Origin of the sequence: Wolbachia endosymbiont (group A) of Anthophora plumipes (assembly GCF_964028115.1) — a bacterium.
Lineage (GTDB): Bacteria > Pseudomonadota > Alphaproteobacteria > Rickettsiales > Anaplasmataceae > Wolbachia.
In genome coordinates this window covers 143,574-166,243 of the sequence record NZ_OZ034756.1, presented here as the reverse complement: position 1 = coordinate 166,243, position 22,670 = coordinate 143,574, and the positions used below count along the sequence as shown (strand labels likewise).

Sequence of the window (22,670 nt, the reverse complement as noted above, 5' to 3'; positions counted from 1 at the left end):
TTCTAAAGTAAATATTATATTAAGTGATATTGAGAATCAGTCAATTTAACTTTTTGAAATTTGACGGCAGGTAATTTATTAGTGTATTATAGCTTCAAGTAATTTATCAACAGAAATGCGAGTATTAATATCTTTTATTTTATTATTTACAGTGAGCTGCACACACACTATTCACAACCACGGAGCTCCTGGCATTAGTGTTGAATTGTGGAGCAAGATAAAAGCAGGTGACGATAAAGAAAAAGTGGTTCACACTTTAGGATCACCAATATTAGTATCAAAGTTCGATGACAATGTTTGGTACTATGTCTCATATAAAATTAAACAAGCTAACTTCTTAGGAAAAAGGAAGTATAGCAGTAAGTCCCTGCAAATTTCATTTGATCAGAACGGTAAAGTTGCAGATACAAAAGAAACTGACATCTTAGAGAGATCTTTGGCTGTTCCTGATTGAAAATCTGCTGACTACAGAGTTTTTCCCGCCCTTCTTTGTCATCCAAGAACCGTATTACGTCATCCCAGTGCCCAGACACTGGGATCTATTTTTTTTCTGGATGCCAGTGTCACGCACTGGCATGACAAGAAAGGAGCGCTGGAATGATAATGTGAAGTGTCTACTTCTGTCATCCAAGTAGCCTGACTACTGGGATGACAGAAGGTAATATAAGAGGTCTATTGTAAGATTTTACCCATTTAGAATAAAGTCTAGTGTTACTTCACGCCAAATGTGGTGGTGCTGAGTAGGCAAGCCAGTCAATGGGCTACATTTATATACTGCACGCATTGCATTATCTGCTATCGACCTGAAAAGTGGATTATTTCGATAGGAATCACTGTCTGCTACATCGGCCATAATTATCTCGCCTTGACTGGATAATAATAAGTTAGTTTTTATATTAAAATTTTCTTTGTAAGCTATGCTTTCAGGAATGCTCCAGCATTTTGTAAGTTTGTCTCTTATAGAGTTAATAATTTCTGTTACAACTAATTCATCCTTTTTATTCTCAACGCTTTTTTCGTTTCCTATTTCATTTTTTGCCTCTCTAACATCCCTTCTTAGTTTCTTCCCTACACTTTTTTTTCTTTTTGGAACTGGAATGAATTCTTTACCCTCGTTAATAATGACTTCTTCTTGCATTTCGATAATTTGCCTCGGTTGTGCTACAACAGTGTGCTCAACTGTTTCTTTTTTCCTTTGTGGTATAGGAACAACTGACGTATCATTCGTTTGGGCTTTTGTTGAAGGTAACAAAAAAAGCAGAAAACAACATAAAGATAAAAAAAGAATGTAATTAGAATAGAAAAAACGCATATGTTAAGCAGTTTGTTTTACTGGTTTAAAGCTAATATTGCACGTAAAGTCAATATATTTTAGTTGATTTAAGCTCAAAGACGTAGTTTTTGCTGTACTAATTTTACTATTTCTATAATATCATACGGTCAATACGGTCAATATACTCTAAATGAGATGGAAAGATGAAGGCATCATTATAGCTGCTAAAAAATACGGCGATAAAAACTTAATTCTTTCTCTGTTTACAAAAAATCATGGAAAGCGCAGGGGATTAACTAAGCTAACAAACAATAGCAATTATAAGTTTCAGATAAGTAATCTATTACATGCAGAATGGAGTGCTAAGTTACCTGAAAATCTGGGTTTTTTAAAGTGCGAATTAATCGAATCTCCATTCCATCATTTCTTTCAAGATAGGTTAAAAAGCATTACTATTGTCTCTTTCTCCTCTATTTTAGAAAAAGTGCTTCCAGAAAGTGAACCCTGTGCCATGCTGTATGACAATTTTCGATATTTCATCGATGTAATTAAACACAACAATCAGTCTTGGCAAAGCCATTATCTTAACTTAGAGCTTCTGCTTCTTACGCAATTGGGATTCAAGTTAGACTTATCCAAATGTGCTGTAACAGGTGTTAAGGAAAACTTACAATTTATTTCTCCAAAAACTGGTAGAGCAGTGTCAAAAAAAGCAGGAGATTATTATGCAGATAAACTCCTACCTTTTCCACAAATGTTGCATGATGTATACAATAATAACCTACAAAACAGCTACTCATTCCAAGAATTTCAGTTAGGACTGAAAGTCACAGGATATTTTTTAAATAAGTATCTATTTTTGCAGTTAAACATGAAATTTCCAGAGCTGAGAAACCTCATGTTGTCGCTTTAACCTTAGTTATCATTTTTTTGAAATCATTTCAGAAATCTATAGCTAACCCAAGCAACACGTCATACCGCGATTCATTCGCGGTATCTCAGCATAGATTCCGCTAACGAGTAGCGGAATGACGGTTGTCGGTAAACTTAAGCCACTTTAGCTATAGCCAGTAACCACTCTATTTCTACCACTGTTTTTTGCCTTATATAAATATTTGTCAGCACGTACTATAAATTTTTTAATATCGTCAAGGTCAGATCCTTGCATTTCTGCAATTCCAATGCTCACAGTTATGTTATGGGTTGTATTTTTGTCCGCAAGTATAAAAGGTTCTTTAGCAATAATTTTTCGTATTCTCTCCGCAATAGTGTACGCATCTGATACATTGGTATCTGGCATTACAACAACAAACTCCTCACCACCAAACCTAGCTAGTAAATCTGTCACTCTGATATTTTCAGAAATTCTTTTCTGTACTTGCTTTAAAAGTTCATCTCCAGCACTATGCCCAAAACTGTCATTCACCATCTTAAAATAGTCTATATCAAGTATCATAAGAGACAACCTTCTATCCTTTTCCACAGAGTCCTTAACAATGTTTCTTAAGTGTGCATCAAAATATCTTCTATTATAACAGTTAGTTAATGGGTCCTTTATAGACATTTCCGCATTATTAAATAAATTCATTCTCAAGGCATCTTGATATCTTTTGCGTTTTACTTGCGAATTAACCCTTGCTATTAACTCACCCTCATCCAAAGGTACTGTTAAATAATCATTAGCACCTACATCAAGTGCTTTTACTAAATTGTTTTTATCATAATCCTCAGAAAGAATCAGAATTGGTGTATAGCGTGTTTCTACTTTACTACGAAACTCAGAACACAAACGCAGGCCGTCAGTTTTTGAAAACTGCATATCAGAAATGATCAGGTCGTAATTATTCTTAATACCAACCTTTAATGCCTCCACTGGATCACTCAGTATTTTAATTGACCTAAAGCGGTGCTTTAGTACATTATATATCTGCTCTGCTTGAAAGACATCTTCATCTACAACAAGTATGTTAGCATCAAAAATCTGATTAGAATAATCCATAATACTGTTTCCTGCTACTCCGCCAATCTCAGCGTTGGTTTCTCCTCTCAAACGCAATTCGTCGATAATCATCTTTAAGCGTGTGAGAGACTTAATTCTCGCAGATAAAGCAGTTTCGTTTATTGGTTTAGTCAGAAAGTCATCTGCACCAGCATTAATGCCTTGTACTCTATTGTGAGTATCATGCAGTGCAGTTACCATAATTATTGGAATATGGGTTGTCAAGGGATCACTCTTTAGCTCCTTACAAACTTGAAAGCCATTCATCTTTGGCATCATGATATCAAGTAATATAATATCAGGCTGCTGCTTTGCTACTAAATCTATAGCTTCTTCACCATCATGAGCTACGATAACCGTATAGTACTCTGCTTTTAGTCGAGCTTCTAAAAGCTTGACATTAGATAGTACATCATCTACTACTAGAATCTTCGCTGTCATTATCTTTAGATGTATTATCTATATCGTAAGTAGGATAAAGCTTACCATTTTTACCAACTATGTAATTTACTTTCTCAGTATTACACTCTTTATATAAGTCTTCAATTCCTGCGTCTTTCAATAACCTCCTAGCTTTTGATTTTATAATCATAAGATACCTATATGTATTCCTAATAAGATCAATAAATACAGGCACCTTATTTCTATCAAGAACAATTATGCTCACTAAAGCAACGACCAAAATTTCTGAAAGACCTATATTAAACATTTTTCCTATGAAGCAAGTACTTTAATCCTCCTGATTATAAATATTAATTTGCTTAAATCAAGTTTAGAAGCAACTATCTCATCTAAAAAACTATTATAACGTTCTATGTAGTCCTTATCATTACAAGCCCAGGTTTGAACCTTATCTTCGGGGTTATCAGTAGCTTTTATGACTTTAACAGCTAGCTTGTGATGGTAATTGCTTAAATCGTCCAATAAATCATTAACTAAGCTGCGATCCCAATAAGAAGAGCGGCTTTTCATCTTGATGGCAATTGTTCTAATCAGATCGAATCTTAACAGCGACTTTAACTCAAAGTATATTTTACCAGCATCAAGAATGGACAAAGATGTCTGTTCAGCAACAGATATAATGTCCAGTGCATAAGCAAGAACGTATAGATCAGCAACTTTTTTTGCTAGATCTTTATTTATATTAAGTTCTACTAAAGAAGTTGATCCATGGCTACAGACCTTTAATAGGTGTTCATCTAAAACATCAGTTAAGTTCTGGCCTAAAGTTTCAATTGCATCTTTAAATTTTGTAACATCATCCAACTCTACAAAGCTAAGCTTGCCAAGATTTTTCACTAACCAAAACGATACTCTGCCAATAAATTTCTGCACGTTCCTCACTATTTGTAAGTATGAGTTAACATCAATTTTTCCATCCAATTCATCAATTTTCTGCCACAGGCTGTTTAAATCATACAGGTGGTTAACAACAATATATATGTTAACCGCTTCTTGTACCTTAATTCCAGTGTTCTCAGCCAAATTATTGATGAATATACAGCCCATTCTATTCACTACATCATTTGCAATGCAAGTAGAGATAATTTCTCTACGAAGTTGGTGTTTTAATATGAAATCCTTAAACTTTGTTATCATCTTTTTAGGAAAATAACCTAGCAAGTAGTCATTAGATATAAGATCTTTTTCAGGCAGATCGGAATGTATAATGTCATTTTTTATTGCCGTTCTAGCATAAGACATTAGAATAGAAAGCTGAGGAGAACTGAAACCTTCTGCACCAGTTAACATCCTTGCTATCTCTTCTTCAGTTGGAAGAAATTCTACGCTTCGGTTTAACAGCCCAGATTTTTCTAAACTGAGCAGTAACCTGTGGTGCTGCTCCAATCTCTCTTTAGCTTGCAAACACTCAAGAAGTAATGCTTTTGTTTCAATTCTGTTGTGGTTCTCAAGCACTTTGGATGCAACTTCGTCCACCATACTTGCCAGTATTTCATTCCTTTTTTCTAAAGAAACACCCCCTGCTTTCATAGCTGAAACAAATGCAATCTTGATGTTAACTTCAAGGTCCGAACATATCACTCCGGCTGAATTATCAACAAAATCTGCATTTATATATCCACCTCTTTCAGCATATTCTATTCTTCCAAGTTGTGTGCATCCCAAATTTCCGCCTTCTATAAACATAGAAGCTCTAATATCTTTACCATTTACTCTTAACTCATCGTTTGCTTTGTCACCGACCATGCTATGATTTTCACTCTTTGCCTTAACAAACGTGCCAATTCCTCCATTCCATATGAAGTCCACTTCTGCTTTGAGTAGATATCTAATCAAATCACTTGGAGGTAGCATATCTTCTGTTATATCAAAGCATTTTTTTATTTCTTGAGAAATGTTTACTTGCTTGCTGCTACGCTCAAATACTCCTCCACCCTTAGAAATCAAATCTTTGTTATAATCCATCCAAGTTGAAAATGGTAACTCAAAGAGACGTTTACGCTCTGTGAAACTCTTTTCTGCACTAGGATTTGGATCAATAAAAATATGCATATGGTTAAATGCGCCGATTAAATGTATATTTTTTGAAAGCAGCATACCGTTTCCAAATAGATCGCCAGCCATATCTCCAATTCCAATAACAGTTGCATCTTGGTAAATATCCTTATTCATTTTCCAAAAATGCCTCTGCGCTGCAATCCATGCACCTCTGGCTGTAATACCCATTTTTTTGTGATCATAACCTGCTGATCCACCAGATGCAAATGCATCGCCAAGCCAAAAATTGTATTCAGAGGCTATTTGGTTTGCATAGTCAGAAAAAGAAGCAGTGCCTTTATCTGCTGCAACTACCAAGTATGGATCATCCTCATCATACCTAATCACATTCTCTGGTGGAATTATTTTGCCATTAACTACATTATCAGTAATGTCAAGCATTCCCCTGATAAAACTCTTATAGCATTCAACACCTTTCTCTCTTAAAATATCTTTGTCTTTATAAACTTGCTTAATTACAAACCCACCCTTTGCGCCAACAGGTACAATAACCGCATTTTTTGTCATCTGAGCTTTCATGAGCCCCAAAACTTCAGTGCGAAAATCTTCCGTCCTATCCGACCACCTTAAGCCACCACGGGCCAATTTCCCTCCTCTTAGATGTATTCCCTCAAAAAGATTTGAATAAATATACAATTCACGATATGGACGAGGATCAGGCAAACCATTTATTTTATTTGAGTCAAATTTTGTAGATAAATATGGTTTATCGTCTTGATAATAACTGGTCCTTAAAATAGCCATTATCAAGTTAAATATCGAGCGCAAAACGTAATCATGTGAAACATTGCTGATCTCTTTTAGAAGTTCTTCAATTTTTTCTATGAAAATGTCCGTGGTTTCTGCTCTATCAATGTCTATGCTAGGATCAAATCTTGCATGAAATAGTTGTATCAAATACTTTACTATTTTTGGATACTCTGAGACTACCTTTTGGATATATTCTGGATTGTAGTTAAATGACGTCTGCTTTAGGTAAGCACTGAGCGCTCTAACCAGAAGCACTTCTTTCCACTCCAGTCCAGCAATAATGACCAAACTATTGAAATAATCATTTTTAATTTCCTTTCTAAACACTTTCGCAAGTGTTATTTCAAATTGCTCTTTTAGAGTAATGTTGTCTATTAATTCATCGACTCTTGACAACACAAAATGGTGTATCCATATTCCGCCGTTAATTTCTATGTAATAGCCATTATGAGATAGAATCTTAGCTCCCAAATTCTTAGTAATTCTTAATATCTTCGATAATTCAAGACCTCCATTGCTCGAAGTGTAAACCTTTAATTGATAATTAAGATTATCACAAGTAAGTCTTAAATCGACCTCGCTAACTCCTTTTTTCCTCACTATCTCCAATTTTTTCATATCGTAATATGCGTCATGAGGTTCGAAACTCTCTTGATAGCTTATTGGAAATGCCTTGCAATAACGGATGAATATATCCTCAACAGTACTAAAAGTATTATATAAATTGTCTATAAAACGATCTTCCCACTTTTCCGTAATGTTCCTCAATTTGTTTTCGATACGCAAAACTTCGTCATCAGGAACACTAGCATTTTTGGTCTTTAGCACTACATGCAATTTCATCAAATCATATTCATTGATAATGTGATTGTTATAAATATCTGAACTTTCTGCACTTGTCTCATCCTTCAATATGTCACGTATCTTGAACATTAGCCTAGCGCTAGCATAACGCATTGGTATCAGCACTATGCAACTAATAAAATCCCTTACTCTTCTTAAAAATAATCTGACCCTTGGCCTAATCGCAAGAGACATGATCGAAATGCAAATTTTAAATAATTCGTCTTCATCTGATTGGAATAATTCATCACAAGAGAATGCTTGTAAAATAGAAATTAAAGCTTTGTTATTGTGGCCCCCGGTTACAAACCCTGCATTTTTTTCTATAACTTTAACTTTATCTCTTATTATTGGAATAGTTCGAATATCTTGGACCTCCGCTACAGAAGTAAATAGCCCGAAAAAACGCCGTTCCTTTACTACATTACCCTGGTCATCAAATTCTTTTACTCCTATACAATTCATGTATGTACGCCGATGGACTATTGAGATTAGATCTGATCTCAATATGTATAGGGAATCAAGGTTTGCAGAAGGAATCAACGTACTTTGACCTACTCTTATCAGGCCAAGGTCCTTTTTGCTATCACAGACGAGTTTTTCATCTTTACCAGCAATATATTCTTGATAACCTAGAAATACAAAATTATTGTTTTTTAGCCAATCTAAGAAATCTTTTCCTGGTGTCACTCCAGCGTTCGACGCTGGCTGCTCGATGGCAAAAAGAAGACTTTTTGCTTCATCAAGTTTCTTGAGCATTAAGTGCCAATCTTTCACAACGCAATTGACCGCTTTCAGCGTTTTCTGTAGAGATTCTTTTAATGTATCAACAAAACTGTCACTTATACCTTTGATAATTACATATATAACTGATTCTTTGACTCCATTGCTTTCTTCCAAGGAGTAAATCTCATCTATTAGGCCATCTTTTCTTTTAATGTTAATTATGCTGTTGCTGTAATAGCATATGGTTAAATTGTGCGATTTAATAGTTGCAATAACAGAATCAACCAAAAATGGCATATCATCGTTTGTTATCTTAATCGTGGTAAAATCGCCTTCTATTCCTGGTATATCATCTATATTGCTTACTACTAACTTACTTTCATCTTTCTCTTTTTGAGAAACAAAATTGTAAGCATCGTTTACAATATATAGCAAAAACTTATCGTTGACTTTTAGGTCGCTTTTATAAACAAAACTATAAAAATACTTAATAAATTTTTTAATTTTTTCTTTATCTTGCTGATTTTCTTGATCAACTAACTCAAATAAAGACTCAGTGTCAACATTATGATCTATACACATTTTTTTAACAAAAATACACAGTGAACTTAAACCTTTTTAACTAAGATTTCATTATCAAGAGCGTACACTATTAGCTCATCATTTTCTACTACTTCCCCTGATAAAACTAATTTAGCTAAATTATTTTGAATACACTCTTGTATAACCCTTTTTAGGGGCCTTGCTCCATATTCAGGGTCATAGCCAGTTTGTGCTATTAGTTCTTTAGCTTCCTGCGACAAACTTATACTCAGTTTACGCTTAGCAAGTGTTTTTTGTAAATAAGAAAATTGAACATCTATAATTTTATAGATGTCATCTCTGGTTAAACTGTGGAATATAATAATTTCATCCAGCCTGTTTAAAAATTCTGGACGAAATGCTGATTTAACTATTTGCATCACTTCGCTTTTTACAGAGTTAGCAACTCCTCCTTCCGATGTCATTCCAGCGCGTGACGCTGGAATCTGCATCTGGATCCCAGTGTCAGCTACTTGGATGACAGGAGGTAGAGTCTCATTTTCTGTAACTCCCTTAAGCATTATCTCTGCACCAAGGTTAGAAGTTAAGATCAGTATGGTGTTGCGAAAATCAACTAATTTGCCATGACTATCAGTGAGTCTACCCTCATCCAAGATTTGCAGCAATAGATTAAATATATCTGGATTTGCCTTCTCTATTTCATCAAACAGAATAACCTGATATGGCCTTCTTCTTACTGCTTCGGTTAATCTGCCACCTTGCTCATAGCCAACATACCCTGGAGGCGCGCCAATTAGCTTTGAAACAGAATGTTTTTCCATATATTCTGACATATCAAAACGCAAAAGCGCTGATTGATCGTCAAACAGAAATTCAGCAAGGGCTTTTGCCAGTTCTGTTTTTCCAACCCCGGTTGGGCCTAAGAATAAAAATGAACCGAAAGGTCGATTAGTATCTTGCACACCAGAGCGAGAGCGCCTAACTGCATTACTTATTGCTTCTATCGCGCCTTTTTGCCCTATTACTCTTCTTCCTATTTCATTCTCCATGTTAAGAAGTTTTTCCTTTTCGCTGTGCATCATGTTATCAGCTGGAATTCCTGTCCACTTTGAAACAATGTTTGCAATATCATCTCCAGTCACTTCTTTCTTTAAGAAACTATCAGTAACCTTTTCCTGATTTTTTAATTCATTCTCAAGCTGAGGGATCACACCATACATCAGCTCTCCTGCTTTTCCTAAATTTCCACTCCGCTGAGCCAATTCCAGCTCTTTTCTAGCGTTATCTAATTTTTCGGCTGTTTCTTGTATTCTAGCTATTTTATTCTTTTCCATCTGCCATTTGCTGTTCAAGTCAGCAAATTTACTGTTTAGATTTTCGATCTCTTCATTTATCTTTTTTAAACGCTGTTTAGAATTTTCATCACTTTCTTTTTTTAGAGCTTCTGCTTCAATCTTTAGCTGTATAACCTTTCTCTCAAGTTCATCAATAACTTCAGGCTTGCTATCCATTTCAATTCTCACCCTACTTGCTGCTTCATCAATCAAATCAATTGCTTTATCAGGTAAAAACCTATCTGTTATATATCTATTGGACAACGTTGCAGCAGCAATTATTGCACCGTCTGTAATTCTTATACCATGATGCACTTCATATCTTTCCTTCAAACCCCTGAGTATTGAAATGGTATCAGTTTCAGTTGGTTGAGAGATAAACACAGGCTGAAAACGCCTTGCAAGTGCAGGATCTTTTTCTATATGCTGACGATATTCATCTAAAGTTGTGGCTCCTATACAGCGAATTTCTCCACGCGCAAGAGCAGGCTTTAGCAAATTTGAAGCATCCATTGCACCACTTGTTGCTCCTGCTCCAACTAAAGTATGAAGCTCATCTATAAACAAGATAACTTTTCCCTCCGCTTTCGAAAGCTCATTAATAACTGCTTTTAACCTTTCTTCAAATTCTCCTCTAAACTTCGTTCCAGCGATTAATGCACCAAGATCCAAAGCTAAAACCTTTGCATCACGCAAACCAAGTGGCACATCGTTTGCAACAATTCTGTTTGCAAGCCCCTCGACTATTGCAGTTTTTCCAACACCAGGTTCACCTATCAGCACTGGATTATTTTTTGTCCGCCTCAGTGATACCTGCATAGTTCTTCTGATCTCTTCATCACGACCAATTACAGGATCAAGCTTGCCTTGCATAGCAAGCTCTGTAATATCCTTTGTATATCTCTTAGCAGCGTTCAATTTTTCATCACTATTTGGCGAGTCTGCACTGCTGCCTTTTCTCATTTCTGCAATAACTGAGTTCAGTTTTTGTGGAGTCACACCATTCTCTGCCAGAATTTTGCCTACAGTATCATCTTTTTGTGCAGTGAGGCCCTGCAGTAAACGCTCAACAGCAACAAATGAATCTTTATTTCTCTTTGCAATACCAATTGAATCTTCAAAAACTTTTGCTATTTCTCTTGAAAGTTGAAGTCCACCACTTCCTGGACCTTCAACTACTGGAAACTTTTTTATTGCGCTATCCACAGCATCAGAAATACTTTGCACATTTCCACCACAAGCGTTTATCAAATCCTGAACTAAACCTAATTCATCCTCAAGCATCACTTTGAGTAAATGCTCAGGCATAAAAATCTGATGCCCAGCTCCCAACGCTTTCATCTGAGCACTTTGAATTAGACTTTTTGCTTTTTCGGTAAATTTATTTAAGTCCATAACACCAGTTAAATTCGTATTTGCTGATGTATATAACAACTAATTTCATAAACTTAAACCTAAAGTTGCTTATTGTTAGGTATGGTCTGCAAAAATTTAAAACTTTCTTAAGAACCTGTTTAAAATCTTCGTAATAGGAGAGAAATGAAGGAAAGGACAATCATTTGCAAGCTGGTATTGAGTTTACGTTCGCAATTTTTCCACAACCGCCTACACTTTTCCAACCAAGCAAAAGAGCGCTCAACGACCCATCTCTTTGGCAATACAACAAAGGTCACTAGGATCCAGAAAAGTTTGCTTGTTTATAAGCAAACTAGCATGGAAAGTAGCTGATCTTATACTAAATGAATGTTTTTGATGAGGTTGCATAGAAGCTGGATTCCAGTGTCAAGCACTGGAATGACAGCAGTCCTACGTCATACCATCGCGAACCGTCATACCGTGATTCATTCACGGTATCTCTTAGCCGCTAACAAGCAGCGGGACGACGATTGTCGTTTAGCTACAAACGTTAAGAAATTTACCAAACGAAAAAAAAGGCAAAAGAAGCCCCGTGGTGCGAGTTTTGACTCTATATTACTGTAAGTGGCGCTGTAATAATGTGCTAACGCTTAAAATAAGCGCGATTTGGCTGAATGTAGAAAAAATAAAAAAGACATGCAGCCGCTATAATTTTATGTAATCCGCCAAAAAATACCCTAAGTTTTTTACTGAATTTTGTCATTGAGCCTGCAGGTCAAAAATAAGTTTTGAGTCATAAATACCCTTATTGTCATAATAAGGGGGCTGGCGGAGTTTGTCAAGCAAGTTTCTATATAATATTTTCTAAAATAAATGGACTTCTCGCATCCAATTTCGGCAGCGCATGACACACAACTGCAATGACAAGGTGTTGTAAGATATTACCACAAACATCATATTCACACGAAATACTTGACTTCACTTGTACTAAGAAGCATTTTATATATATTGTGTGCCCGTAGCTCAGCTGGATAGAGCAACAGCCTTCTAAGCTGTGGGTCGTAGGTTCGAATCCTACCGGGCACACTCTTCTATCAATACTTTCTATAAATCTTCAAGTATTCTGGCACCACATTTTCAATTGCTAATGGTCGAACCTTCATTGTTTCAAGGTCAGCTGACTTTTCGATTGAGCTATTCATCATAACTTTCACCTGATCTTGAGTAAGCACAGGGTTCGTATCTCCGGTTATTGGTTTTAGCAGCATAGAAATAATTTTATTTTCTAAAAAGAAAGCTATTAACTTTGCCATTGGAAAAGATACATTGATCAACAAACACTTTCTGTTAGTAACATTCAGAATAAACTTCAATAAGCTTTTGAAAGAGTAAACCTTTGGTCCACCCATGTTATAAATTTTCTTGTCTTGCTTATTAAAACTGATAATACGATATACCACTTCAGCTAAGTCTGTTACACATATTGGCTGAAATTTAGTCGTTCCATTGCCAATTAGCGGCAAAAAAGGAAGAACAGTTGCTAATCTTGCAAATTTATTAAAGAAGTTATCTTCTTTACCAAATACAAGGCTTGGCCTAATTATTATTGCTTCTTGAAATGCTGAAGTTACAGCTTTTTCACCTTCCAATTTACTTTTGGCATATTTTGACAACTTGCTATTTTCTATTCCCATAGCGGAAAAATGTATCATCATAGGTACATTTTTCATTTTTGCAGCTTTTGCTATCCTTTCAGCTATTTTAACGTGAACAGCGTAAAAATCGTGCTTTTTTGCTTCATATAATATTCCCACTAAGTTTATGGCTACATCACATTCTTCCATACCCTCTAGAACTGATTTTTCATCAAAAAAATCGCCTTTAAATATTGATATTTGTCCCAAATTGCCACACAATTTTAAACAAGCAGCTTTTTCCTGATTACGAGTGAATATCTTTATTAAATATCCTTCTGCTGCCAAGCGTCTTACGATGTGTTTCCCTATAAACCCCGTTCCACCAAAAATAATTACACGTTTTGTCACGATTAAAGTTCCTAATAATTTGTTACTGTAAATTAATACAATGATTTTGCTTAATATTCTATTATGAATTCCCGTACAATAAGATCCATTTTCATTCTTCGTGAGCCTTTAACTAGAATTGCGTCATTATTCTGAATAATGTTAGCTAAATCACTTTTCAATTGATTAGAATCATTAAAATGCGCGCCTCTTATATTATCTGGCAAAAGCTCATGCAATTCTAACATAAATTTACCAGCTGTATAAATTTTATCTATATTATTTTCTGTGACAATCTTAACCAAATCTGTATGAAATTCTATGCTTTTATCACCAAGTTCCAACATATCACCAAGCAAAGCTACTTTTCTCTGATTAGAATATGTACTCAAAGTTTTTATTGCAGTTTTCATCGAAGCAGGGCTGGCGTTATAGGAGTCATCAATTAAATGTATATATTTTTTATTGTATTTGACCTTATGAATATTGCCTCTACCTTTCGTTACACTAAAATTCTTAAGTGCAAGTGGTAATTTTGATAAATCAAGTCCGAGGCTCTGCACAACTGCTGCAACAACAAGTAGCGAATAAGCAAAATGCTCACCTTGCACACGTAAATTACAGTTTATAGTTTGATTATTATTTAGTCTTATTTTTAAATTTAACCCGTCATCGTTTCTTATTATGTCTAGTAAGCAAACTTCAGCATTTTTATCTTTACCGAAGCTTATTACATTTCTATTGGCATGTGATGAGAGATAATCATAATATTTATTATCTCTGTTTAAGACCAAAGTACCATTACTTTTCATACCATATAGAATTTCTAACTTCGCTTGTGCAACGTCAAATAGTGATGAAAAATTTTCAGTATGTGCAGGTTCGATGTTGGTAATAACTGCAATATTTGGATTACTAATCTTTGATAATTCTTTTATTTCACCAGCTTTATTCATTCCCATTTCAAGGATTAAGTACTGGCAGTTTTTTGGAGCTTTTAGAATTGTCAAAGGCAATCCTATATTATTATTTAAGTTACCTTTGTTTGCATGGGACACTCCATATTGCGATAAAACAGTGTGCAGCATATCCTTTGTAGTGGTTTTCCCGACACTGCCTGTAATTGCAATAACTTTAGCATCAACAAGAATATTTCTAATATAGTATGATGCCATATCGTGCAAAGCTTTCAGGGTATCTTGTACAATAATGAGAGGGAAATTTTTATATTTACCCTCACTTACTATTGCAGCGGCAGCCCCTTTTAAAAACGCTTCATGCAAAAAATTATGGCCATCAAAATTCTTTCCCTTGAGTGCAATAAATAAATCACCTTTTTTTATGCTTCTTGTGTCCGTTGAAATATTTGAGCTATGTGTCCAATTACAACCATTTACGCCTCTTCCGCCAGTTGCATCAATGATATTATTTGTATTCCATTTAAACATAATTTAGAGAGTACTCTTTAAAGTAAATTGAATAAAGTAGCAAATACCACATGTTTTAGACAATGTATAAATAATGGTTGCAATCCCTATAATTCTATCTTATAATGAATATAGAAGTTTAAATTTTTTCGTCTATAATTAGGTATGTTGTAGAAAGTACCTTGGAGGTATGTATGTTAACAGGAAATGAAAAACCTACTTCTATACTAGCTAAAGTTGGTAATGCAGCTTCGGGAGTAGGAAATTTTCTGGGTAGAGGTGTAGGAGCTCTATTTGGGGGTATAATATATCCTATACAGCCAAAAAACTGGTTTAAGTCTCGGGGCGAAATGTGGCACGACATAAAAAATGGCGGGCGCTATGTTATTGGCAGCGAGCTTGAAAAATATGATCCACCCATAAAAACCACACAAGCTAGTGAGAATCTTGGTGTAGAAATAACAGAGCAAAAGAAAGGGAAAGGAAAGGTAGCTTTTTTAGCGTCAAGGACTCTGACGGGAGATATACCTTATTTGAACGATGAACAATTAGGTCAAATAAAGAAAAACCTGCCAAATGTAACTATTTTTAGAGAAGAAAACAAAATTGTAATTGAAATTAACGTTGAGGAAATAGCTAACACTATTAAAACTAATCCTGATAATAAAGGCAAGAGCAAGAAAGAAATAGAAGAGCTTGTTCTTAAAGGAATTGCTAATAAAGTTGACGAAGACCTTAAGAAGCTTGCAGGAATTACTGGTGGAGAATTTAAAATTCATACAGACTTAAAATTGCTGAATGGTATTGCAGAAAAATTGTATCGAGAATGTGATAACCAGAACAAACCATCAAAAACTCTAAGGCCAGCACAAACTGGAAAGTCACCAGGGCAGTCTTCAGAAACTGTTACAAGTACAGATGAATTAGTAAAATCTTTTAACATTACTAATCCTAACGAGTTTCCTTTTGGTAAAAGTAAAGAAGCTATTTCTCCTATAAAAAATATGCAGTTATCAGAACGAGATATCAAAAAGCAAGCAGAAGGATTGGGAAGTACTTTTTTGAATTTTGAAGATGCCTCTGGTGAAGTAATAAAACCACTATCTACGCCTGATGTAGAAAGAAATAAAGGAAGAGGGAAAGGTCGCTCTTAAAATATGAGCAATGAAGTTTATGATAGCAATAACATCTTTGCTCAAATATTAAGAGGTGAGTTACCTTGTGAGAAGGTACATGAAAATGAAAATGTACTAGCTTTTCGTGATAAGTACCCTGACGCACCAGTTCACATTTTAGTTATACCAAAAAATCAATATATTTCATACGATGATTTTATTCTAAAAGCTTCTGAAGAGGAGATAGTAAGTTTTTTCAAAATTGTCAGAGAAATAGCACATAAATATAATTTAGAAAAAACAGGATATAGATTAGTCACTAACTACGGTGAAAATGGAGAGCAGGTTGTACCACACTTTCACGTGCATATTTTAGGTGGTAAAAAGTTAGGAAAGCATGTAAACCCATAGTGTTATATGTTTTGTTAAATGAGCGAATATCTAACCATAGTAATCTTTATTTGCGTATCAATTGTAGTATCTTTTGCTTTAGGTATATTGCCTATGTTTCTTGCAGTGAGTAAGCCAGATGGTGAAAAACTTTCCACATATGAGTGTGGCTTCAATCCACTATCCAGTGCAAGAAAAAATTTTGACATAAAATTTTACCTAGTTTCAATATTATTTATAATATTTGACTTAGAAATCGCTTTTCTTTTTCCTTGGGCTGTTTCTTTATCTAAGATAAGCTATGGTGGATTTTGGTCTATGATGGTATTTCTTGCAATACTCACTATAGGTTTTATCTATGAATGGTGTAAAGGTGCATTAGAGTGGGAGTAGTTTATGACAAATCAAATTCTATCTAATGATGACTGGGGTCGTTATAAAAAAGAAGGGTTTCTTGTTACTAAATTTGGTGATTTAATAGATTATGTAATGAATTGGGCAAGGTCTGGTTCATTGTGGCCAATGACATTTGGTCTTGCATGTTGCGCAGTTGAGATGATGCATACTGCATCCAGCCGTTATGATCTTGATAGATATGGCATAATGTTTCGTGCAAGCCCACGTCAATCAGATGTGATGATTGTTGCTGGCACACTAACTAATAAAATGGCAGCAGCATTGCGCAAGGTTTATGATCAAATGGCAGACCCGAAGTATGTTATTTCTATGGGAAGTTGTGCAAATGGTGGTGGTTATTACCATTACTCTTATTCAGTAGTCCGAGGCTGTGATAGAATTGTGCCAGCTGACGTGTATGTCCCTGGATGCCCACCAACCGCTGAGGCGTTGCTATATGGAATGCTATGCCTACAAAACAAAATAAAACGAACTCAGAATATAAAGCATGGATAAAACTGCAAGGCATATACAAAAAAAGACCAAGTGTGAGTGCATTCAAAAAGATGATGGCATTATTGTAATATATTCAACTTTAGATGAAATTGAAAAGCACCTATCCTTTCTACGTGATGATGAAAAGTGTAGGTTTGAACTATTAGTTGATATTTTTGGGGTTGACTATCCAGATCGAGAAAAGCGCTTTGAGTTAGTGTACAATTTACTCAGCATTGTGCATAATATTAGAGTACACATAAAACTTCAATTATGTGAGGGCGATATGCCTCCAAGCATAGCAAAGGTATTTAGCACAGCTTCGTGGTTTGAGCGTGAAGTGTTTGATATGTATGGAATAGAATTCTCTGATCACCCTGATTTGCGTAGGATTCTAACAGACTATGGATTCAAAGGTCATCCAATGTTAAAAGATTTCCCTCTCACTGGTTATGAGGAAGTAAGATACGATATAGAGGCAAAAAAGGTTGTATATAATCCTATAGATTTATCGCAAGATTTTCGTATGCTTGATAGCCTATCGCCTTGGGAAGGTAAAACCATAAAAGTAAATACAAAGGAGTAGAAAATGACAGTACAAAGAAAAAAAATATCTTTAATCGGTGCAGGAAATATCGGTGGAACTCTTGCCCATATGACTGCACTAAGGGAACTCGGCAATGTTGTTTTACTTGATATTAGTGATGGAATACCGCAAGGTAAAGCACTCGACATAGCAGAATCATCCCCTATTGATGGATTTAATTCTGGTTTAACTGGAACTAATCAATACAAAGATATAGAAAATTCTGATGCAATCATCATAACAGCAGGCATTGCTAGAAAACCTGGAATGAGCAGGGATGACCTCCTGCAAACCAATGCTAAAGTAATGAAGGAGGTTGGTGAAAATATTAAGAAGTATTCTCCAAATGCGTTTGTAATAGTGGTTACCAACCCTTTGGATGCCATGGTTTCAGTGGTGCATAAATTTTCAAACCTTCCAGCTAATATGGTTGTTGGAATGGCAGGAGTGCTTGATTCTTCCCGTTTCCGTTATTTTCTTGCAAGTGAATTAAATATTTCAGTTGAAGATATATCTGCTTTTGTGCTTGGAGGACATGGTGACACTATGGTACCACTCATTAATTGCACTTCTATCGCTGGCATTCCACTTACCCAAGTTATCGATATGGGTCTCATTACGCAGAAAAAAGTTGATGAAATAGTTGAACGCACTCGCAATGGCGGTAAAGAAATAGTTGATCTGCTTAAGTCTGGATCTGCATACTACGCTCCTGCATCTTCAGCTATATGCATGTTAGAGTCATATTTAAAAGATAAAAGGCGTATATTACCATGTGCTGCTTACCTTAATGGTGAATATGGTGTAAAAGATTTGTTTATTGGTGTTCCTGTAATTATTGGAAAAAATGGAGTTGAAAAGGTCCTAGAAGTTAAGATGGATAATAGTGAACGAGAAATGTTCGATAAATCTGTGAATGCAGTGAAAGAACTATTTAGGCTCATAAGCAAATCAATGGTTTTATAGAATTTCCTTGTAGCTCAAGTTTCGTAAACAGCCTAAAAAAGTTGCTTGTGGTTATTTCTGCTACTTTGTCGGGTGACTCATTCCATAACTCTGCCAAACAATCCACAACATATTTTACCATTGCTGGTTCGTTCTTTTTTCCTCTGTAAGGCTCAGGTGATAGATACGGTGCATCAGTTTCAACCAAAACACGTTCGCGTGGTACACCTTGTGCAATTCCTCTGAGTAAGCTCGCATTTTTAAAAGTAATGATTCCAGAAAATGAAATATATAACCCTAAATCTATAGATTGATAAGCAAGCTCTTTAGAGGAAGCAAAACAGTGCATCACTCCACTAAAAGCACAGGTTTTCATTTCTGACTTTAACATATCGATCATCTCACTATCAGCACTCCTAGTGTGAATAACTAAAGGTAACCCTGTTATTCTTGCTGCTTCTATGTGTGATGCAAAACTTTTTTTCTGATTGTCTTTGTTGTCAGATTTATAAAAATCTAACCCGGTTTCACCGATACTAATTACCTTTTTATTCTTAGTAAATTCAACTAATTCATCAGCATGTATACACTCACCGTTTTCTATAGCAGCATCAAGTGGATGTATACCAACAGAGAAGTAGACTTGATCGTAGGATGAAGAAATTTTTAATAATTTAGGGATATCATCAATGCTTACGCATATGTTATGCAAAATTTTTACACCATTTTGCTCTGCCCTTGAAATTACTTTTGGTATTTCATCATCGGAAAAATAAATCAAGTGGCAATGAGAATCTACTATCATGAGCTTATTGTAAATTTTACTCAATAATAGAGGTTTTTATTATAGAAGAAAACTCTTCTATCACTGTCTTATAAACTTCTTTTTTAAATGATATAGCATTGGCTACTAAATCATCTATACTTTGCCAACGCCACTCTTTGAACTCTGGATGATCAGTATAATTAATATCAATATCCTTATCCTCTCCATAAAATTTCATTAAGAACCACCTTTGCTTTTGACCAGAATATTTCCCATTCCAGCACTTTGGTATAACTTCTTCAGGCAAGTTGTAGTATATCCAATCCTTGCTTTTAGTTATAACCTTTACTTTATTAGTACCAACTTCCTCTAGCAACTCACGTAACGCTGCTTGTTCCAGTTCCTCACCATCATCAACACCTCCTTGTGGCATCTGCCAGTAAGAGTCGCTATCAAAGCGTTTTCCAATAAAGGCATGTCCTTGTCTGTTAAATAGCATTATGCCAACACAAGGACGATACTTATCTTTCTGCTCAACCACGAGTACGCTCTGTTTTTAAATGATTTGTTACAGAAGTTTTAATTAATTTTCCATTTTTTTCTTCCTTCATCTCTTCAACAATTTTCTTTGCAACTTCCTTTGCACTTAAGTTTGAGTTATCAATTTCAAGTGTACCTTCCGGTATAAATAGCCTTTTCCCTTCAATTCTTTTCATAACAAAATCCGAATCAATAATTTTATTTTTCCGGCATCTCTCCTTTGAGTGAATACGCCTTGCTAGTTCTTCGTCATTACAATGTAACACTACAGGAAGAATTTCCATATCCATTTTTTTACTTAAATTTACCACAGAGTTGTATATTCTCTGATCATAGGGGTCACCCTCTATCAATTCATTTGTAAATATATAATGTTTTGATTTTATGTAGTGTTTTTCTAGTATTGCTAATACATTTTCCCTAACTGCAAAAATTTTTTCCCATAGTTCATCTGGAACTTCAGCATCCTGCAATTTAACAATATCAAATATAATATTATTGAATAGATTATTGCTTACTATTACTGCATCAATGATTTTACACAGTTCCTTTGCAGTAGTAAACTTACCACTGCCTGGAAAGCCGATTAAGTAGATGAGAGTCTTGTCCATAATGAATACTAGTAGAAAGCTATTTTCAATTATATATAAAAGTATATCATTGTACATGCTAAAAACATGATGATAAAATAGATGCAGGTAATACCTTTTTAACGAACAGTCGCGTTGAAAATAGTTCATATTTAGAGATTTTGAGTGTATAATTATAAGTAAATTAAATAATTTAAGATGATGACTAATGTATCCAGTGATACAGAATCAATAAAAAGCATGATTGTAAGTATAATAGATCAAAATAAAGGTCACGATATAGTTACTCTCGATGTGCAGAATAGAACCATTATTGCAAAATATATGATTATTGCATCTGGTGATTCAAGTCGCCATGTGAAAGCGTTAGCTGAACACGTAATAAAAAGTCTCGAGCGACATGATAAAATAGATGTAGAAGGTATGGATGAAGGCAATTGGGTGATTTTGAATTTTCAAGGCATAATGGTTCACATATTCAGGTCAGAAGTAAGGGAGTATTATAAAATAGAAGAGTTATGGAACTGATTGCCTGGATAGCTGGTGCACAACTGCACAAACGTTGTAATTTTGAAGGCAACTCCTGCACAGGTGGTGTCATGAAAGTAGCTGACACTGGAATCCAGTTTTTCATGCAATTTCATCGAAAACGTTGTATAGTGTGCTTGTTTATAATTAAGTTTTCTGGATCCCAGTGTTGGCTACTTGGATGACATCTTTCCCTATTAGGGTTACCTTCGGCATTAATGACAGGATAGACTGGGGTTTATAAAATGAAACACAAGTCCGAGTTTTTAAATTTTATCCAAGAAAGAGGGTACCTATACCAGTGTACAAATATTGAAGGGTTAGATCAGCTATTATCCGAAAATAATCATATAGTCGCATACATTGGGTTTGATTGCACAGCACCAAGTCTTCATGCTGGTCACCTAATTCAGATTATGATGCTCCATCACCTGCAGAAATTTGGTTATAAGCCGATAGTCTTACTTGGAGGTGGCACAACAAAAATTGGTGACCCATCCTTCAAAGATAAAGCAAGAAGCATCTTGCCCGTAGAGAACATCAATCAAAATACATCCAGCATAAGGAGAATATTAGAGAAAATGGTGTCTTTTAATGACAGCAAGACTGGTGCAATGATAGTAAATAACGCAGATTGGTTGGATAACATAAAATACATAGATTTTTTGCGTGATATAGGAGCTTATTTTTCTGTAAATCGTATGCTAAGTTTTGATAGTGTGAAAACCAGGCTGGATAGAGAGCAAACCTTAAGCTTTCTGGAATTTAATTACATGCTATTGCAGGCTTATGATTTTGTTGAGTTGAATAAAAAGCATGGCTGTCGTCTGCAGATTGGAGGGTCAGACCAGTGGGGAAATATAGTAAACGGAATTGAGCTTGGAAAAAAGTTGAATTTACCTGAGCTGTTTGGCCTTACTGCCCCTCTTTTATTGAATGCTCAAGGGGTAAAAATGGGCAAAACTGAAAGTGGAGCAGTGTGGCTTGATGATAATATGCTAAAGCCTTACGACTACTGGCAATATTTTCGCAACGTTGATGATCAAGATGTTGGACGTTTTTTGAGATTGCTCACTGATGTGTCAATTGATGAGATCAAAAAGTTAGAATCCTTAAAAGATCAGGAAATAAATGAAGCAAAAAAAGTTTTAGCAACAGAGGTGACAAAAATATGTCATGGTGACAAAGAAGCGGAACTTGCACTATCTGCTGCAGTCTCTGCTTTTGAGAATGAAGATAGCTCACTACTTCCTGATTACATCATAAAAAAAGCACAAGTTGCAAGCGGCATATCCTTAGTAAACCTACTGCGTGACACCGGTTTTGAACCTTCAAAAGGCGCAGCAAAGCGTTTAATACAGGGCAACGGGTGCAAAGTTAATGATAATATTATAAATGACGTTAGCTATATAATAAATTTCGAGAGCTTTAAAGGTCAGCCATTTATAAAATTATCTGCAGGAAAGAAGCGCCATATTAAAGTTGTGGTAGATTAGGTCTCGAAGTAAGAAAACAAATTTTATA

22 protein-coding genes, 1 tRNA gene and 1 pseudogene are annotated in these 22,670 nt (G+C 35.2%); 12 read left to right on the top strand and 12 right to left on the bottom strand.

What is annotated here, in order from left to right; genetic code table 11:
* Positions 1–115: 115 nt before the first annotated feature.
* Complete coding sequence (locus ABWU75_RS00875; protein WP_264731924.1) at positions 116–454, top strand: outer membrane protein assembly factor BamE; 339 nt, start codon at positions 116–118, stop codon at positions 452–454.
* 54 nt (positions 455–508) lie between these two features.
* On the opposite strand, the gene ABWU75_RS00870 is transcribed toward ABWU75_RS00875, so the two are convergent.
* Together ABWU75_RS00870 and ABWU75_RS00865 are read right to left on the bottom strand one after the other, a co-directional pair.
* Positions 509–631 carry a hypothetical protein gene (locus ABWU75_RS00870; protein WP_264688014.1) on the bottom strand — a complete coding sequence of 41 codons (123 nt, stop codon included), beginning with the start codon at positions 629–631 and terminating at the stop codon, positions 509–511.
* Between the two features lie 54 nt (positions 632–685).
* Positions 686–1,312 (bottom strand): hypothetical protein, encoded by a 627-nt coding sequence (locus tag ABWU75_RS00865; protein WP_353286878.1) that lies wholly within the window; start codon positions 1,310–1,312, stop codon positions 686–688.
* 151 nt (positions 1,313–1,463) lie between these two features.
* Between ABWU75_RS00865 and recO the strand changes: the two genes are divergently transcribed.
* Positions 1,464–2,186 carry a DNA repair protein RecO gene (gene recO / locus ABWU75_RS00860; RefSeq protein ID WP_253307186.1) on the top strand — a complete coding sequence of 241 codons (723 nt, stop codon included), beginning with the start codon at positions 1,464–1,466 and terminating at the stop codon, positions 2,184–2,186.
* A 144-nt stretch (positions 2,187–2,330) separates the two neighbouring features.
* Here the strand turns inward: recO and ABWU75_RS00855 are convergent, their stop codons facing one another.
* The 5 genes and pseudogenes from ABWU75_RS00855 to ABWU75_RS00835 all read right to left on the bottom strand — a co-directional run.
* The gene (locus ABWU75_RS00855) at positions 2,331–3,713 is read right to left on the bottom strand and encodes a PleD family two-component system response regulator (protein ID WP_264688012.1); all 1,383 of its coding nucleotides are present in this window, start codon (positions 3,711–3,713) and stop codon (positions 2,331–2,333) included.
* Complete coding sequence (locus tag ABWU75_RS00850) at positions 3,685–3,981, bottom strand: hypothetical protein (protein ID WP_253307184.1); 297 nt, start codon at positions 3,979–3,981, stop codon at positions 3,685–3,687. The genes ABWU75_RS00855 and ABWU75_RS00850 overlap by 29 nt, the downstream gene beginning before the upstream one ends.
* A gap of 5 nt (positions 3,982–3,986) precedes the next feature.
* Complete coding sequence (locus tag ABWU75_RS00845; protein ID WP_353286877.1) at positions 3,987–8,693, bottom strand: NAD-glutamate dehydrogenase; 4,707 nt, start codon at positions 8,691–8,693, stop codon at positions 3,987–3,989.
* 26 nt (positions 8,694–8,719) lie between these two features.
* Positions 8,720–11,383, bottom strand: coding sequence for an ATP-dependent chaperone ClpB (gene clpB / locus ABWU75_RS00840; RefSeq protein WP_353286876.1), 2,664 nt, complete (start codon positions 11,381–11,383; stop codon positions 8,720–8,722).
* 119 nt (positions 11,384–11,502) lie between these two features.
* A pseudogene (locus ABWU75_RS00835) lies at positions 11,503–11,664 on the bottom strand (transposase); the annotation flags it as partial.
* Positions 11,665–12,356: 692 nt separating this feature from the next.
* Between ABWU75_RS00835 and ABWU75_RS00830 the strand changes: the two are divergent.
* A tRNA-Arg gene (locus ABWU75_RS00830) sits at positions 12,357–12,430 on the top strand.
* Positions 12,431–12,438: 8 nt separating this feature from the next.
* On the opposite strand, the gene ABWU75_RS00825 is transcribed toward ABWU75_RS00830, so the two are convergent.
* Positions 12,439–13,389 carry a complex I NDUFA9 subunit family protein gene (locus tag ABWU75_RS00825; RefSeq protein WP_253307182.1) on the bottom strand — a complete coding sequence of 317 codons (951 nt, stop codon included), beginning with the start codon at positions 13,387–13,389 and terminating at the stop codon, positions 12,439–12,441.
* 50 nt (positions 13,390–13,439) lie between these two features.
* Complete coding sequence (locus tag ABWU75_RS00820) at positions 13,440–14,816, bottom strand: UDP-N-acetylmuramoyl-tripeptide--D-alanyl-D-alanine ligase (protein ID WP_353286875.1); 1,377 nt, start codon at positions 14,814–14,816, stop codon at positions 13,440–13,442.
* A gap of 173 nt (positions 14,817–14,989) precedes the next feature.
* Here ABWU75_RS00820 and ABWU75_RS00815 point away from each other — a divergent pair, with 173 nt between their 5' ends.
* The 6 genes from ABWU75_RS00815 to mdh are packed head-to-tail and all read left to right on the top strand — an operon-like array spanning position 14,990 to position 18,743.
* Positions 14,990–15,949, top strand: coding sequence for a hypothetical protein (locus ABWU75_RS00815; protein ID WP_264731914.1), 960 nt, complete (start codon positions 14,990–14,992; stop codon positions 15,947–15,949).
* Positions 15,950–15,952: 3 nt separating this feature from the next.
* Positions 15,953–16,321, top strand: coding sequence for an HIT domain-containing protein (locus ABWU75_RS00810; RefSeq protein WP_353286874.1), 369 nt, complete (start codon positions 15,953–15,955; stop codon positions 16,319–16,321).
* Between the two features lie 18 nt (positions 16,322–16,339).
* Positions 16,340–16,693 carry an NADH-quinone oxidoreductase subunit A gene (locus tag ABWU75_RS00805; RefSeq protein WP_006279576.1) on the top strand — a complete coding sequence of 118 codons (354 nt, stop codon included), beginning with the start codon at positions 16,340–16,342 and terminating at the stop codon, positions 16,691–16,693.
* Between the two features lie 3 nt (positions 16,694–16,696).
* The gene (locus ABWU75_RS00800) at positions 16,697–17,212 is read left to right on the top strand and encodes a NuoB/complex I 20 kDa subunit family protein (RefSeq protein ID WP_353286873.1); all 516 of its coding nucleotides are present in this window, start codon (positions 16,697–16,699) and stop codon (positions 17,210–17,212) included.
* The gene (locus ABWU75_RS00795; RefSeq protein ID WP_253307178.1) at positions 17,205–17,777 is read left to right on the top strand and encodes an NADH-quinone oxidoreductase subunit C; all 573 of its coding nucleotides are present in this window, start codon (positions 17,205–17,207) and stop codon (positions 17,775–17,777) included. Before ABWU75_RS00800 ends, ABWU75_RS00795 begins: the two co-directional genes overlap by 8 nt.
* Before the next feature lie 3 nt (positions 17,778–17,780).
* A complete protein-coding gene (gene mdh / locus ABWU75_RS00790) occupies positions 17,781–18,743 on the top strand; it encodes a malate dehydrogenase (RefSeq protein WP_353286872.1) in 963 nt (320 codons plus the stop codon).
* Here the strand turns inward: mdh and ABWU75_RS00785 are convergent.
* Genes ABWU75_RS00785 through ABWU75_RS00775 form a run of 3 tightly spaced genes read right to left on the bottom strand, consistent with a single transcriptional unit; the run spans position 18,718 to position 20,639 of the window.
* Positions 18,718–19,527 (bottom strand): TatD family hydrolase, encoded by an 810-nt coding sequence (locus tag ABWU75_RS00785; protein ID WP_353287052.1) that lies wholly within the window; start codon positions 19,525–19,527, stop codon positions 18,718–18,720. The genes mdh and ABWU75_RS00785 overlap by 26 nt on opposite strands.
* Before the next feature lie 16 nt (positions 19,528–19,543).
* The gene (locus tag ABWU75_RS00780) at positions 19,544–19,987 is read right to left on the bottom strand and encodes an RNA pyrophosphohydrolase (protein ID WP_406719231.1); all 444 of its coding nucleotides are present in this window, start codon (positions 19,985–19,987) and stop codon (positions 19,544–19,546) included.
* A gap of 34 nt (positions 19,988–20,021) precedes the next feature.
* Positions 20,022–20,639: an ATP-binding protein gene (locus ABWU75_RS00775; protein ID WP_264731909.1), complete on the bottom strand. Its 618-nt coding sequence runs from the start codon at positions 20,637–20,639 to the stop codon at positions 20,022–20,024.
* Positions 20,640–20,819: 180 nt separating this feature from the next.
* On the opposite strand from ABWU75_RS00775, the gene rsfS reads away from it, so the two are divergent.
* From rsfS to tyrS, 3 genes are read left to right on the top strand one after another with little or no spacing between them, the layout of a single operon-like run.
* The gene (gene rsfS, locus ABWU75_RS00770) at positions 20,820–21,146 is read left to right on the top strand and encodes a ribosome silencing factor (RefSeq protein ID WP_253309997.1); all 327 of its coding nucleotides are present in this window, start codon (positions 20,820–20,822) and stop codon (positions 21,144–21,146) included.
* Positions 21,137–21,331, top strand: a complete 195-nt coding sequence (locus ABWU75_RS00765; protein WP_264731907.1) for a hypothetical protein — start codon at positions 21,137–21,139, stop codon at positions 21,329–21,331. The genes rsfS and ABWU75_RS00765 overlap by 10 nt, the downstream gene beginning before the upstream one ends.
* A 60-nt stretch (positions 21,332–21,391) precedes the next feature.
* A complete protein-coding gene (gene tyrS, locus ABWU75_RS00760) occupies positions 21,392–22,642 on the top strand; it encodes a tyrosine--tRNA ligase (RefSeq protein ID WP_353286871.1) in 1,251 nt (416 codons plus the stop codon).
* The last annotated feature ends 28 nt before the right edge of the window (positions 22,643–22,670 follow it).

What these genes read in the sequence shown, in the direction of transcription:
- ABWU75_RS00820 (WP_353286875.1), bottom strand. Translation starts at nt 14,816, where the DNA reads ATGTTTAAATGGAATACAAATAATATCATTGATGCAACTGGCGGAAGA.
- mdh (WP_353286872.1), top strand. Translation starts at nt 17,781, where the DNA reads ATGACAGTACAAAGAAAAAAAATATCTTTAATCGGTGCAGGAAATATC.
- ABWU75_RS00875 (WP_264731924.1), top strand. Translation starts at nt 116, where the DNA reads ATGCGAGTATTAATATCTTTTATTTTATTATTTACAGTGAGCTGCACA.
- clpB (WP_353286876.1), bottom strand. Translation starts at nt 11,383, where the DNA reads ATGGACTTAAATAAATTTACCGAAAAAGCAAAAAGTCTAATTCAAAGT.
- ABWU75_RS00765 (WP_264731907.1), top strand. Translation starts at nt 21,137, where the DNA reads ATGGAACTGATTGCCTGGATAGCTGGTGCACAACTGCACAAACGTTGT.
- ABWU75_RS00815 (WP_264731914.1), top strand. Translation starts at nt 14,990, where the DNA reads ATGTTAACAGGAAATGAAAAACCTACTTCTATACTAGCTAAAGTTGGT.
- ABWU75_RS00785 (WP_353287052.1), bottom strand. Translation starts at nt 19,527, where the DNA reads ATGATAGTAGATTCTCATTGCCACTTGATTTATTTTTCCGATGATGAA.
- ABWU75_RS00795 (WP_253307178.1), top strand. Translation starts at nt 17,205, where the DNA reads ATGGATAAAACTGCAAGGCATATACAAAAAAAGACCAAGTGTGAGTGC.
- ABWU75_RS00800 (WP_353286873.1), top strand. Translation starts at nt 16,697, where the DNA reads ATGACAAATCAAATTCTATCTAATGATGACTGGGGTCGTTATAAAAAA.
- ABWU75_RS00780 (WP_406719231.1), bottom strand. Translation starts at nt 19,987, where the DNA reads ATGCTATTTAACAGACAAGGACATGCCTTTATTGGAAAACGCTTTGAT.
- ABWU75_RS00845 (WP_353286877.1), bottom strand. Translation starts at nt 8,693, where the DNA reads ATGTGTATAGATCATAATGTTGACACTGAGTCTTTATTTGAGTTAGTT.
- ABWU75_RS00810 (WP_353286874.1), top strand. Translation starts at nt 15,953, where the DNA reads ATGAGCAATGAAGTTTATGATAGCAATAACATCTTTGCTCAAATATTA.
- ABWU75_RS00855 (WP_264688012.1), bottom strand. Translation starts at nt 3,713, where the DNA reads ATGACAGCGAAGATTCTAGTAGTAGATGATGTACTATCTAATGTCAAG.
- ABWU75_RS00805 (WP_006279576.1), top strand. Translation starts at nt 16,340, where the DNA reads ATGAGCGAATATCTAACCATAGTAATCTTTATTTGCGTATCAATTGTA.
- ABWU75_RS00865 (WP_353286878.1), bottom strand. Translation starts at nt 1,312, where the DNA reads ATGCGTTTTTTCTATTCTAATTACATTCTTTTTTTATCTTTATGTTGT.
- ABWU75_RS00850 (WP_253307184.1), bottom strand. Translation starts at nt 3,981, where the DNA reads ATGTTTAATATAGGTCTTTCAGAAATTTTGGTCGTTGCTTTAGTGAGC.
- ABWU75_RS00775 (WP_264731909.1), bottom strand. Translation starts at nt 20,639, where the DNA reads ATGGACAAGACTCTCATCTACTTAATCGGCTTTCCAGGCAGTGGTAAG.
- tyrS (WP_353286871.1), top strand. Translation starts at nt 21,392, where the DNA reads ATGAAACACAAGTCCGAGTTTTTAAATTTTATCCAAGAAAGAGGGTAC.
- rsfS (WP_253309997.1), top strand. Translation starts at nt 20,820, where the DNA reads ATGACTAATGTATCCAGTGATACAGAATCAATAAAAAGCATGATTGTA.
- recO (WP_253307186.1), top strand. Translation starts at nt 1,464, where the DNA reads ATGAGATGGAAAGATGAAGGCATCATTATAGCTGCTAAAAAATACGGC.